Source organism: Crateriforma conspicua, assembly GCF_007752935.1.
Classification (GTDB): domain Bacteria; phylum Planctomycetota; class Planctomycetia; order Pirellulales; family Pirellulaceae; genus Crateriforma; species Crateriforma conspicua.
The window spans coordinates 6,931,977-6,944,253 of the sequence record NZ_CP036319.1; the positions used below are offsets into that span (position 1 = coordinate 6,931,977).

Below are 12,277 nucleotides of genomic sequence, written 5' to 3' on the forward strand. Positions count from 1 at the left end.
TGTAGGAATGGACATGATAGGAGAATAACACGTGATGATCACACGCGAAACTCAAAGAGTCGATCACGTTCGAGGTCGTCTGTCACTTGGAGGGTGACGTCGACCAATTCCGGGCGAGACGCCAGGACTGGGGTTGCTGGCGTGAGAGCCAGCAGAGCCGGAAGTGTAACATTGATCGATCCTCCGTTTACCAGATGCGGCGTTTCTTTCTCGATTGAGACCAATGTGTCCGCCCCAGTACCGCCCACGATGATCTGACTTCCCCCGTAAGCAATGACGAGGTCATTGCCGGCACCTGCTAGAATTGCTCCGCTTTGAACTACAGACCAAATGAAGTCGTTTCCATTACCAGCATCGATCGCCACAGATTCGCCAAGGGCGACAATTGAGTCGTCTCCGTCACCAGCGAGAACGGTTGTTAGTAGATCCGTATCAATGTCGATCCGGTCATCGCCTTGGCCAGAGTTAATCTCGACGGCCGCGATGTCGGAAAAATACTGATCGACGGCGTTGAGAGAAACGCGAACATCTGAATGCTGATCAGAGCTAACGCGTATTTGGTCGTCTTGATCCGTTCCCTGAACTACGAGCACTCGCCCTTCTGGTCTGTTATCGATCTCGAGTCCATCAGGTATGGTTTCATCGACTGGTAGTTCTCGATCGACAGATACTTGGATATTGTCGATCTGCCGACGGAAAGGGCGGCTTGGCTCTTCGCTGCCAAACGAGATGTTTCCGCCGACCCAGAAGCTTTCGGGGCGATGAGCTGGATCCGATGCCCACACGACGTTTTGGTGGTCGAAGACCTCCTCACCATCGACCCATGCTGTCCAGCCCCCGTCACTTTGGCCGGGCGTGTTGAACTCTGCCCGGTAGCGAACGTTGACCCATTTCTCGGGGGTGAAGTCGATTTTCACCCAGTCAGCGATTCCCGATTGCTCGGCGTAGAACACGATTTCGTAGCTCGTGTTCCCGTTACCGTCGTGAAACACGTCCAGGCTATTTTGCATGGCATGGAGTGGGGGAGCCCCTTCGGGTGCGAGAAGACGCGACAGTTTGGTCGACGCATACCCCCGTTCTACGTCTTCAATTGGAAAGCCATCAGGAAGACGGAAGTCGAATGAGATTTCAACAGCATCGACTTGACCAAAGCGATCGCCGATAAGCGTCTGTGTTTCGTTCTTCGTGAAGAGCGACTCAAGGTACCGGTTCCCGTCTGCACCGGAAACCAGCTGGGTTGACTCAGCGTTCGAAACGATGCCGGTCAACTCAGCCGCGCCATCTTGAAAGTCCTCGTTGAAGAGGACTTCGGCCGCAAGCAATTGTCGTGTCTCGAGAGATTCAAGCCGAAGACGACGCCGAGCCTTGTGAAACATGAAGCCAATCCATCAGAGTTTTGCCGCGATCCTCCGCCACCCGGAAGCGATTCTACGCAGCAATACTTGATGGGCAAGCTTCGCGCTAAGACACGAGCGAGTTCAGTTGTTGAAACGCCTTCTCGAATCTGTCTACGGTTTTATTGCTCGCAAGAATCTTCTTCGCGAGAGTCGCTGATTTCTCCGAAAGGTACCGGGCTGGCCGATAGTGGTTAAAGCGTTGTCCTTTATCCAAAGGATTGGCATCGAAGTAATCCTCAAGCCGTTGTGTAAGTCTTGGCTTTTTGCTCTTCAATGCTGTTTGCGTAATCTTCTTGGAGAGAACGTCAGAGAACTCACCGTTGACGAGTTGCAAGTACACTCCGATTTCAAACATGTCTTCAACGTCGGCCTCCTGACCACCGGTAAAGTCTGCGTACGTGAGGACGTGCTTTTTCGATAGCAGCCGAGATTTGTATAGATTGTCAATCTTTTGAGCGTCTTTGTTCGAGCGATCGATCAACGTTGCAACGGTTAGTCCAGCCTGAGATCCCAGCAGGGCACAGAATGTCGCAACCTTATCGCATCCGCCGACCGGTGTAATTGTCCACTGAGGGTCGAGTCCGGTTCGTCCATTTTGGGCGAGCAAAGATGATATCACCTGCAGGTAGATCAGATCAGATACTCCTTCAACTATCAAAGAATATGGACCGACAAAGAGCGTCTGGGCAATGTCGTACCCAAGCGCCCCTTGAAGCGGAAACAAGCTCGCCTCATTTGCTTCCAGCACTTCTGTAAAAACCTTGGTGCCCTGCTCATCGATATTGACCAGGCCGTCAGCGAGCGTTGTGCGGTCTTCGACGATTCTGATTCTTTCGAAGTTGTGCGGGTCAACCATAAAGGGCGAGTGCGTTGTGTACATGACTTGATGGTGCGGCTTTAGCTCCGTCTCGATGTAGCGGAGCAAGTCACCTTGAGCCTTGGCGTGCAGAAATAGCCCAGGTTCATCAAGCAAAAGTATCAGTGGCTGCTTCCGATTTTTTTGCTTAGAAAACCAAGCGAGAAACGAAAAGAACCAAACGAATCCTTTGGATCTTGACGCTAGTCGAGTAGTGACAGAATGCAACGAATCGTGGACACGCCCCCACAAATTTGTTCCAGATTGCATCTCTGGAGGATCGTCTGGCTTTGCGGTCCGTACGTCAAAGGTCACTCGAAGATGGTGATTTTGCGACCAATACTTGAATACTTGGTTTGTCAAACGATTCGATGCACCCTCTAGCTTGTTGATCAAATCTTCGGTCTTTGAAGTATCCTGAATTGTCTCGAGTTTCAGCCGCGCCATTTCCAACAGCCCAATAAGCGGTTTGTCTGAGTCTCTAAGCTGATTGTTAGCAGAACGTTGTCTTAGCTGCTCAATATTCACTTCACCCGTCATCTGGTAGTATTCGTCGAAATACAGAAATAGGGGAAGATTTGGCTCAAGGAATTCGCGCCATATATGGAGCGAGAGCCCATTGTTACCTGCGATTGTCTCGGTGAGTTCGCGAAGCGACTTGGCAGCCAGAGACTCCCCAAGTGCTCGAGCATTTTGTTGGGCTTTCGCTTTTTCCGTCGGATCTTGAATTGCATTGGCTGCGCTTTGTGCAGCATTCACTTCTTGTGATCTTCGTTTTGCATCTTCATTTAGAATCTTTGATAGTCCATCAATGTCATTCGCTTCAGATACAAGCGAAACGACGTCGGAGTCTAAGCCAGCACTTGCGATTAGATGCTGAGTTGCTACAGACTCATCCACTCGCACGCCCACTATCCGTGTGGTTGCTTCATAGGCTTTCGACAAAGTAAAGTCGCGATTTCGTAAGACGCCCACGCCAAAAGCAGACTCAATTTGAGATGCAGTTTCGTCGTCAATCGCGAATGTTGCTTCAATCGGAATCGCGTGATCGCGCGTTCCGTCTTCGATCTCTTGCTCGTAGTCGGAAACTTCCGATCGCGGATAGTCGTCAGTCACACTGAATGTGCCTTCATTGCCCTCAACTGGATTCAATCGGTACAAAGCTTGGAGCAATGCTGTCTTACCAGACTCGTTCTTGCCTACGAGACAAGTGACATCCCCTATCTGAAATTGTCCTGAATCACGGACGCAACGAAAATCTTTTACGTGTACGGCTTTAAGTTTCATGTCGGCGGCCCCTCGGTGTGCTGTTTCTTCGTTTTAGACTACGGTGCTCTCTTCGAGTCAAGGACTCTGGATCTCCTAATGGCTGGCTAATACCGAAGCGTGTAAGCCGGACTGCGATCCAAGTCTTGCCCTGTGCGAATATACCGGAGCGTGGTCCTTGGATCACGGTGTCCAAGCCACTGCTGGATCTGATTGAGCGGAACACCTGCTCGGTCGGCTTCCGTAGCGGCAGTCACACGAAGCGAGTGGACACTTACCGCCTGATCAATGCCGACCTCCTGGCAGTACTTCTTCACGAGTTTCTGGATCGCCCGAATGGTCATGTGACTACGGCGAAAACCATCGGCTCCACCACCTCGCGGGCTATTGCCCGGGCGAAATAGGGGACCACGACGATCCTCGATAATTCCGGCCGTTTCGATCCATTGATTGACGGCGGTAGCTGCAACGGGCGGAATCACTCCTTTTCGAATCGAATTTCCCTTCCCGCGAATTTTGATCACGGTGTGTTCACCGTCCTGTGTGATGTTTCCCACGTTCATCTGGTGCAATTCGTCGACCCGGACGGCCATGTACGCAAAAACGGAAAGAATCGCCCGATCTCGGATCCCAGTGGGCTTCTCGATGTCGGGAGCTCGAAGCAATGCGGACATCATTTTGGGCGGAATTGCCGGCGTCTGTCCTTCGTCTGGAACCTTCGGAGTTGCAACAAAGTGCGGATGAGCTGGATTGGCTCCGCGGTAACCGTAGCTCTGAAGAAACGAGAAGAAGGATCGAATCGAAGTCATCTTTCGGGCGACCGTTGAGTTTGCACCTGGACTAGGTGTCCCATCGAAATCGGCTCGACCACCTTGTTTCAGAAGATGGTCTCGCCAAGCGGTGACGTCCTCTGGAAGAACACGCGTCATGTGTTCGATGTGCGTGGGATTGATTCCCAGGTAATCGAGAAACTGTTCGACGTCTTGTCGGTAAGCCTGTCGCGTTCGCTCGGATTCTGTCTTGGAAAGCCAAGCATCCATCGCTTGTTGGATGACTGTTCGAAGTTCGGCGACGCTTCGCGGTTGGTTTCCACCGAACACTGGTGGAAGTGTTCCTGCATCAATCAGCTCGTGTTTTGACATGAGATCCGTCCCAAAATTTTTTGTACGTATAAAGTGCGTTATACGAACCAAGAACTACCACGATTGGAAAGAATTGAACAGCTTAAGAAAGAATGGAACGTTTGATTTTCCGACGGTGTTGATCGTAAATTGCGGAGTTGGCTGATGGGCGTATTCAGCCCGGGTCGCCAGTGCCCGATCACAATTACTCGACGGAGACAACGATGCGTCTGAACATTCCGAAGAAGCGAAACGAAAGGCAGCAAAATCTGGACTTCAAACCGGCAGAGCCAGCGGGAGCTGCATCTGACTCTTTTGCGAATCCAGAGGTACCGGCATCAGAAGCAATTGATGAGTTGATCGGCGGAGCTGATACTCCGATTGTCAAAACACGTGAGGAAGGTCGGAAGCTTGTAGAGCAGATCATCCGTGATAATACCACCGTCAACGACTATTTCGGTGGTGAAGGCTCAAGCGACAACGGTCAAGGTGTTGCCCTCTTCGAGGCGGCCAAAGTGGAACTGATGCAGGAAGAAACTAATAAAAGATCCGAGAGCCGCTCGAAGGCTTCGAGCGAAAAATCGATTGAGGGCGATACCGAAGTTGGGGAAGAAGTCACTCCTGAGTTTATACAATGGGTCTCCGACCATTTCACTGAAGCATGCATTAGCGTGCATGATCCTCATTCGACCAGAATTGATAACAGGGTCACGTTAACCCCCTTGGAAGACGACGCTTCGGCCATTGATATGCTTAAAAGAGGCTGCGAAGTCGGATTTCGCTTTGATGAAAAGCCCGGCGTTGCGCAAATCTTGAAAGGACGTGTGGTAGCAAGGCTGCTTTACGAGAGCTTTCTGAGCGAGAGGGACCGATTGTCTCTTCCGAGACTTGTGTCTGAGCGGATTTGAAAGTTCCTGGAAAAGCATTTGGCAAATAACTTCGGAAACTCACGAGAAGAGGGCAAGGTTCGTGCCGAATTGATCATCAGCGGAGAGGTCGACATCCACGGTTTCGGTATCGGGATGAAAGTTGAAGGCAGGAGCAGAAAGACGCAACCGGGACAAAATGGAGAGTCGACTGGTGCCGAGTTGCTCGAACGTGAACTGAAAAAAATGGAACGCGAAAGACGCTTTGGTGCTTGACGCGACGTCTGCTTTCTTTAGCAGATTCCTGAGGCCCTCAAGGAAACGAGCGGCGAAGCCGCACCGAATTGGACATGGCGAACGGAGTTTGAGTTTCGTTCGTCTGCTTCCTCCCCTGTCATCCATCGGCCCTCACCCCTGGCGAAGCGAATGGGGTCGATGGATGTAGGGTGGAAGCAATGCAGCTGAGTGAGGCCTGCTACCCGAGAAACGGTGACTCACCACACCCTGGGCACGCAAGGCGTCGTTGCTGCTCAAGATAAAGCTTCTGGAGCCGTTCTTGCTCCGCCTTGTCGTTCGCGCCGGTTGATTCGGCTTTAGTCTGAGAATCCTCTTTGCTGATCTCTGCTGCTTCCGGTGTGTTCTGTTTCTCTGTCATCGTTAAAGCTCCTTTTGGAAAGTGTCTGGATGCCCCTCACCAGTGAACGGGGGCAACAGCACGAACGAAACGGAGCAAAAACACGAATGCACAGAACAGCACTCGGAATGCAGGAAAAGAATCTTGGGCGTAGCCGCCCTTCTTCTTGTGAAGCCGTTGCAATGACCAGACGGGGCCTTGGCCGGCTTGTGAATGCAATGGCGGAACACTCTTCCAAGGGTCGAATGTGATGGCCGCTTCGGACATTTGAATCGACCCGTCTCTTCGCGTGCGCGATAGCGAATAGACGAGTCGACGGACTGCCGTGATGTTTGATGCGAAACTGTTCAAAGTCTTCTCTCCCGGTATTTTGGCCGTTGGATCAGACATTGATTTGTCAACAATTGCGACCATGAAATGGTCACCTGTAGAAATCGAGATCATTGAAGCCCTGACGCTAAAGGTTCGGGTATTCACCGCGAAACAACTCACCGAGTTTTGGCCTGGCTCCCAAGAATCAGACGTCATCGACCTGATGAAGCCGCTTTGCTCCGTTGGTTTTGTCGATCGGCGTGAAGTCTTCGCGCATCCAATTATTGACGTGTTCCATGACGGTGCCGCTGCCGGCCAATGGACGCCCGGTGATCCACCTCCTACGGGCGATGAATTCCGGGCTCTGGCCGACTACTTCCAAAGCCGTTGGAGTGAGGCAGAGGTTCCGTTCACTGTTTTCACTGCAACAAAGCAGGCGGCCAACCTGTGGGGAAGTCATCTTGTGGATCCGCCAAAAGATGACCAGTGGACGCACGACATCCACGTTGCAGAGACGTACATGCAGCTTCGAGCCGCAAATCCCGATAAGGCTCAACAAATCATCGGTGAGGGAGCATTGCCGAAACTGGGTCGTGAGATCGCTCGGATGAAGGATCCAGACCTTTTCTTGGTCGACGAAAAAGAGCAAGCCGAAACCGTGATCGAATTCGCCGGTGCGTACGACGAGAAGCACCTCCGAGATTTACATCGACACTGCTCGGGTGAAGCCTATAAGAGAATGAAAGCTCGCTACCCTCACCGGAAAACGCGTCTCTATCCCGACCCGCAAGGAACTGAATACCTGCTTGTTTAAGCCAATGATCGATCTCGAATTTCTCCGGCACATCCACACCTACCGACTCACGACGCCAGAAATAGCTGCGAATCTGTTTGGCTTGTCTGTGGACGAGAGCAACGAGATTCTTGCAGCGCTCAGAGAGAAAGGGCTTGTCGCGTCAGCCGATCTGAACGGCTCCGATCCCTACTTCTTTTTGCAGCACAAAGCCGCCCAAGTGCTTCGCGTTGAGAAAGTCGACGCTGGGCCGATTAACGGCACGGCAAAGGTGCAAGCGTATGCATCCGCCTGCTTTTGTTGCGGAGGCAAGCGATTCAGGCCACTCATGGATGCTCGCGTGTTTCGAACCTCCTTCCCAGAGCTGTATCGGCCGGGAGCGAAGATCAACTACTACACCGAGGGCGCAAAGCTCGGCCTCATTCGGGTTGATACCCGCGAAAACACGAACGGGGACGTGTTTCGCTTGATCGAGCGTGCGGGTCGCGATGTCCACAAGAGAACGCAACCGATCAAGAGCAAAAAGGAGCGGAAACAAGACTCCCTCCCTGAATTCCGAGATCTCGTCAAACGAGGACAGTTTGTCGTTACTGTGCTCACTGCATTTGAGCACAAGGCAAAACGCATTCGTTTCGAGCTTGATCAGATGCAGGATCGAAACCGGCTGTACCATTTGCACCGGAACATCTCACGGAATAACACGAAGGCTCGCTCTCGCGAAGAAGCTGATGCGGCGAAGATGGTCTTCGAACAGTGGCACAAGAATGATCGAGTGGAATTGCCCACGAAAAGTTGACAGTGGGGCGGCGCATGTCAGACTCATCTGACAGGAGAACCCATTTATGGAAAAGCGTCGAATTTATAGTCGTGAGTTCAAACTCGCGGCAGTCCGAAAAGTCGTGGAGCACGGTTTGTCATTTCCAGCGGTCGCCAAAGACCTCGATGTCGGTGCGAATCTGATTCGCAAGTGGAAGAAAAACTTTGAAGCCGACGGCTCGCTGGAAAGTGAAATCACCAGCAGCAGTTCAGTCGAATCCGAGCTGAAGCGACTCCGTGAAGAAAATCGACAGCTCAAAATGGAACGCGACATTTTAAAAAAAGCGACGGCGTTCTTCGCCAAAGAAAACAGCTGAGAATTCAGTTTATCGACGAGCACCGCGAACGATGGCCGATCGCGGTGCTCTGCCGAGCTCTCGAAGTGACGCGTGCGGCTTTCTACAAGTTCGCCAACCGTAAAGATACGCCGACACAGGCAAAGCAATCACAGGTCATCGACGCAATCAAAGCGGTTCATTCGCAAAGGCATCACGATGCCTATGGAAGCCCAAGAATGCATCGCGAGCTTGTCAAACGCGGCATCCAGTGCTGCCGAAACACAGTTGCCAAGTGCATGCGAAAAGCAGGAATCCAAGCAAATCGCCGTGCCAACTTTAGAATCTCCACCACCGACTCCAATCACAATTCACCGATTGCTCCCAATCTTCTTGAACAGGACTTTTCGACTGAGACGCTCAATCAAGTCTGGCTGACAGACATCACGTACATCCCCACTAAAGAAGGATTCACCTACCTGGCCGCGTTTGTTGACCTGCATTCACGAAAGATCGTTGGCTGGAGAACCAGTCACCACATCGACTCAAATCTGGTGGTCGCGGCGCTGGATCAGGCCCTTGCGATCCGCACCCCTAAAGCAGGATTGATCATCCACAGTGATCGTGGTTCCCAGTACGCGAGCGAACATTTCCGAGGTCGATTGAATTGCCACCGGCTCGTTCAAAGCATGAGCCGTCGTGGCAACTGCTACGACAACGCCCCAATGGAATCTTTCTTTAAGAGTTACAAAACCGAAGAAGTTCAAGAGATATACGACACCCACGAGCATGCGACGCGCGGCGTGTCAGAATACATCGAAGGATTTTATAACCCAATTCGCTTGCACTCATCGTTGGAATACCAGAGTCCCATCGAGTTTGAGCAAGCCTTCAAAAAACTCTCACTCGTCAGTGAATCCTGATCGTCAGGACTCACAATTTCCCTTCCCGTTAGGATCGTTCCACTGTCAACTTTTCGTGGGCAATTCCACGAGGGGGAAGACGGCGTCGGGCGCCGGCTTATCCGCCGCCGCTTGAAATCGAAGTCGTCCCAGGACTCCTCGATGTGATGTTTCCAAAACCACCGAAATAAAGATTGCCTGCCAATTGAGTCACCGCTTTTCTGTTTTCGTTCCTAGCATGGTCACCGATCTTCGCAAGGACTACTCGGAAGGGGAACTTCCTGCGTTCCTCCATGCTAATCTCGCCTCTCCATGCCTTGACGTCACTACAGAAAAACGTCAACTCAATGGAGGCAACATGAACGAAAAGAGAACAATCACACACAGCGACTTGAGGCAGTTCACCGGAGACTCAGTTCGGTATCGCTCGATTCACCCGCAAGTGATTTGCACCCCCGGAATTCACTACTTGGCCGAAAACGCTGGTGCGTTCTGGCTCGTCAACACGATCGCAAGCTATTACAGCTCGCCAGAAATGCGAAAGGCAATCGAGCAGGACATCCGTGTAGCTGACATGCAGATATGGCGATTGGATGTCAGAGACCAGACCGGAGTTCTTACGGCTCGTGCCGATGCCGGCGAGCCGACATTCATTCGACAAGTTATCGACTACACAGATTTCCCTCTTGATCGGGCTGATATCTGGGGAGTGAGCAACTCGGTTCACACTACCTTGATGTTGCCCTCTGAGTACTGAGAGAGAAGCCCGGGGCAATCGCTCCGGGCTGCTTTTTTAACCCTAGTACTCTGACGGAAGCAGGATCGTTGTCGAAGATCGATCCGCTTCCGTGATAATCCAGAACTTTTCGCCGTCTTTCGATTTGTAGCTCGAAAGAAGCCTCGCGTCGTTCTTCAGAGCCCATTCATTTTGCTGGGCATCTTCTTTGCAAACATCGCCCCAGTCACCCGTGACGTGGCGGTGCAGAGCTTCTTGAACCTCCTCCATGGGAATCGCCTCCTGGGCACCCGGCGTGATGCCGAGAAACCCCATCTCAAATCGCGGAGTCATGGCGGTACCTGCGGGAAAACCGAGAAAGTGGACAGGTTCCGCTTACCACAATTTGCAAGTTTGGTCTCGCGCCGATTCCCTCCCCTCACCTGCACGGCGGACGCTCGCCGAGACCCGGATTCATGGCGGACAAAGTGACCACTTACCGCACAAAAAACATGGCATTTTTCTTCCGGTCATCGGCTGCCGTCAGTGCTGCCATCCTGATGTAGTCTTGTCCCGGTTTTTGCCGCGTTTTCGTCGATTCGGGGAGCCGCTCTGTCGCTCCGCGATGTGTGCCCACCCTCGAAAGCAGCCCCGTGGAATTCCTTGCCTAGAATCCCGGTATGAGGACAGCACTGACAAAGCGGGACGAAGACCTTCTGAAAACGTTGACGCATCGCGTCCACGTTGCAACGGCCGAGCAGATCGGACGGGGCTGGTGGGGTGGATGTCGAGAGCCGGGACGTTCCGCCCTGGAACGTGTTCGCACCCTGCAGAAGATGGGACTCGTTGAATGTCACCGGGTAAACATCCATCCGCTGTTGCGGATGGAGAAGCCGGAAGCTTGTTGGTCGCCTGGACAGCCACGACCAGACTTCGGGGCCGTCGCATATCGGCTGCGGAACCGGTGGACGCGTTCGCTGAAACTGACCGCGGTCGTGATCGCATCAAAGAAAGCTGCGAACACCTTCGCTGGCTTTGGCGGGAAGTTCAAACACCGAACCCAGCTCACACACGACACGCACGTCGCGGAGCTTTACCTTCGCCGCACGGCAATGGATGCAACCGTGCGGGAGCGTTGGGTTGGTGAAGAGATTCTCGGGCGAGACACCCGCGGCGAAAAGGTTCCAGACGCCCTACTCACAAACGGCGTGGGCGAAGCTGACCTCGTGATTGACTTTGGAGGAAGCTACGACAAGCGACGAGTCCAGCAGTTTCATTCCTACTGTGAGAAGAACGAGGTTGCATACGAGCTATGGTGAAGCGAATACGACTTCAAGACAGGGACCATGCGATCCTTAGGCACATCGCGAGATATCGAATGACGACGGCTGAAACGCTTCACGAGACGTTTTTTGCTGGAAAGGGAGCCGATGCCGTGACAAGCACATTGCGAAGGCTTCGTGAGGCGGACTACGTCTGCTCATCGGATCTGGCTCCACCACGCAGATGCTACTATCGGCTAACCGCTAGGGCCACGCGAGCGATCGGTGTTGCCCCGTCCCTATCTCGTCCGCTCGGCGAACAAGCACTTCCGATTCGCTACGCGGTTCTGAGACATTGCTCGAAGAGCAAACGCCAATTCCTTACGGCCAATGAATTCTGTTCAGAGTTTTCTGAATGCGTCGCAACAGGCTTGCCGAATGAGCCGTACTGCCTGCACGATGATGGGGAGTCGCCAGGCTTGGTGTTTCTTCTCGTCGATCTCGGTGCCGATGTCGGTCGCATCGTGCGTAAATGCCGGAAAGCACTCGGGGAGCGGAAGAAGATTATTGGATTTCGTGACCTGATCGATGGGAATGCGTTCTCGGTCAACGTTCTCACGGCACGTGATGAAAAACGAGTCGCTTTACAGACAGCTTTGGAACGGGAGGACAGCATCACGGATGCTGTCGATGTGTCGGTAGTCGATGATTTTGTGGGGTTGATATGAACGGTTTGACGGACGGCGAGCTGCGTGAATGGGATACGTTGTTGGGCGAGATCCAGCGAAACCCAAATCATCAGCAGAGAATGTTGTCGCAGTTGGAAAGAAAGCTGCTTGCCTTGGATCTTGAAGAGCGGCTACGGGTGGCGAAGATTCGAGCAGCGGGTCTTGAGAGTCGAGCGGGAGAACCCGCTACCGAGGCCGAACCGCTTGATGGCCGGCTAACGCAGAAGCAACGAGACATCCGTGCGAAGCTCAAGAGGCTTCAGAAAAGCCATTAAACGACCATGAGAGTAAACAACCCATGGCTCGCTTCGACAAGAAAAAAAGGGAGGGAAGC

14 protein-coding genes are annotated in these 12,277 nt (G+C 52.7%); 9 read left to right on the forward strand and 5 right to left on the reverse strand.

Features of this window, described 5'->3' with window-relative positions:
- Positions 1 to 38: 38 nt before the first annotated feature.
- The 3 genes from Mal65_RS25210 to Mal65_RS25220 form a co-directional block, all read right to left on the reverse strand.
- Positions 39 to 1,376 carry a hypothetical protein gene (locus tag Mal65_RS25210; RefSeq protein WP_145304150.1) on the reverse strand — a complete coding sequence of 446 codons (1,338 nt, stop codon included), beginning with the start codon at positions 1,374 to 1,376 and terminating at the stop codon, positions 39 to 41.
- An 85-nt stretch (positions 1,377 to 1,461) separates the two neighbouring features.
- Positions 1,462 to 3,540 (reverse strand): AAA family ATPase, encoded by a 2,079-nt coding sequence (locus tag Mal65_RS25215; protein ID WP_145304152.1) that lies wholly within the window; start codon positions 3,538 to 3,540, stop codon positions 1,462 to 1,464.
- 86 nt (positions 3,541 to 3,626) lie between these two features.
- Positions 3,627 to 4,661, reverse strand: coding sequence for a tyrosine-type recombinase/integrase (locus Mal65_RS25220; protein WP_145304154.1), 1,035 nt, complete (start codon positions 4,659 to 4,661; stop codon positions 3,627 to 3,629).
- Positions 4,662 to 4,864: 203 nt separating this feature from the next.
- Between Mal65_RS25220 and Mal65_RS25225 the strand changes: the two genes are divergently transcribed.
- Together Mal65_RS25225 and Mal65_RS25230 are read left to right on the forward strand one after the other, a co-directional pair.
- The gene (locus Mal65_RS25225) at positions 4,865 to 5,548 is read left to right on the forward strand and encodes a hypothetical protein (RefSeq protein WP_145304156.1); all 684 of its coding nucleotides are present in this window, start codon (positions 4,865 to 4,867) and stop codon (positions 5,546 to 5,548) included.
- Between the two features lie 18 nt (positions 5,549 to 5,566).
- Positions 5,567 to 5,782 (forward strand): hypothetical protein, encoded by a 216-nt coding sequence (locus Mal65_RS25230; RefSeq protein WP_145304157.1) that lies wholly within the window; start codon positions 5,567 to 5,569, stop codon positions 5,780 to 5,782.
- Between the two features lie 199 nt (positions 5,783 to 5,981).
- Here the strand turns inward: Mal65_RS25230 and Mal65_RS26745 are convergent, their stop codons facing one another.
- The gene (locus Mal65_RS26745) at positions 5,982 to 6,161 is read right to left on the reverse strand and encodes a hypothetical protein (protein ID WP_165701525.1); all 180 of its coding nucleotides are present in this window, start codon (positions 6,159 to 6,161) and stop codon (positions 5,982 to 5,984) included.
- A 307-nt stretch (positions 6,162 to 6,468) separates the two neighbouring features.
- Between Mal65_RS26745 and Mal65_RS25235 the strand changes: the two genes are divergently transcribed.
- From Mal65_RS25235 to Mal65_RS25255, 4 genes are all read left to right on the forward strand, one after another.
- Positions 6,469 to 7,266 (forward strand): hypothetical protein, encoded by a 798-nt coding sequence (locus tag Mal65_RS25235; RefSeq protein ID WP_145304159.1) that lies wholly within the window; start codon positions 6,469 to 6,471, stop codon positions 7,264 to 7,266.
- A 4-nt stretch (positions 7,267 to 7,270) separates the two neighbouring features.
- Positions 7,271 to 8,041 carry a hypothetical protein gene (locus tag Mal65_RS25240; RefSeq protein WP_165701526.1) on the forward strand — a complete coding sequence of 257 codons (771 nt, stop codon included), beginning with the start codon at positions 7,271 to 7,273 and terminating at the stop codon, positions 8,039 to 8,041.
- Between the two features lie 46 nt (positions 8,042 to 8,087).
- A protein-coding gene (locus Mal65_RS25250; protein WP_145295673.1) for an IS3 family transposase occupies positions 8,088 to 9,259 on the forward strand; the annotation gives its coding sequence in 2 pieces (ribosomal slippage) (positions 8,088 to 8,337 and positions 8,337 to 9,259; 1,173 coding nt in all).
- A 217-nt stretch (positions 9,260 to 9,476) separates the two neighbouring features.
- The gene (locus Mal65_RS25255) at positions 9,477 to 9,995 is read left to right on the forward strand and encodes a DUF6876 family protein (RefSeq protein WP_196784442.1); all 519 of its coding nucleotides are present in this window, start codon (positions 9,477 to 9,479) and stop codon (positions 9,993 to 9,995) included.
- A gap of 42 nt (positions 9,996 to 10,037) precedes the next feature.
- On the opposite strand, the gene Mal65_RS25260 is transcribed toward Mal65_RS25255, so the two are convergent.
- A complete protein-coding gene (locus Mal65_RS25260; protein ID WP_145304163.1) occupies positions 10,038 to 10,307 on the reverse strand; it encodes a hypothetical protein in 270 nt (89 codons plus the stop codon).
- Between the two features lie 641 nt (positions 10,308 to 10,948).
- Between Mal65_RS25260 and Mal65_RS25265 the strand changes: the two genes are divergently transcribed.
- Genes Mal65_RS25265 through Mal65_RS25275 form a run of 3 tightly spaced genes read left to right on the forward strand, consistent with a single transcriptional unit; the run spans position 10,949 to position 12,218 of the window.
- On the forward strand, positions 10,949 to 11,272 hold the full coding sequence (locus Mal65_RS25265; protein ID WP_145304165.1) for a hypothetical protein: 324 nt from the start codon (positions 10,949 to 10,951) through the stop codon (positions 11,270 to 11,272).
- Between the two features lie 59 nt (positions 11,273 to 11,331).
- Positions 11,332 to 11,943 carry a hypothetical protein gene (locus Mal65_RS25270; protein WP_145304167.1) on the forward strand — a complete coding sequence of 204 codons (612 nt, stop codon included), beginning with the start codon at positions 11,332 to 11,334 and terminating at the stop codon, positions 11,941 to 11,943.
- Entirely contained in the window at positions 11,940 to 12,218 is a 279-nt protein-coding gene (locus Mal65_RS25275) for a hypothetical protein (RefSeq protein ID WP_145304169.1), read from the forward strand. Before Mal65_RS25270 ends, Mal65_RS25275 begins: the two co-directional genes overlap by 4 nt.
- The last annotated feature ends 59 nt before the right edge of the window (positions 12,219 to 12,277 follow it).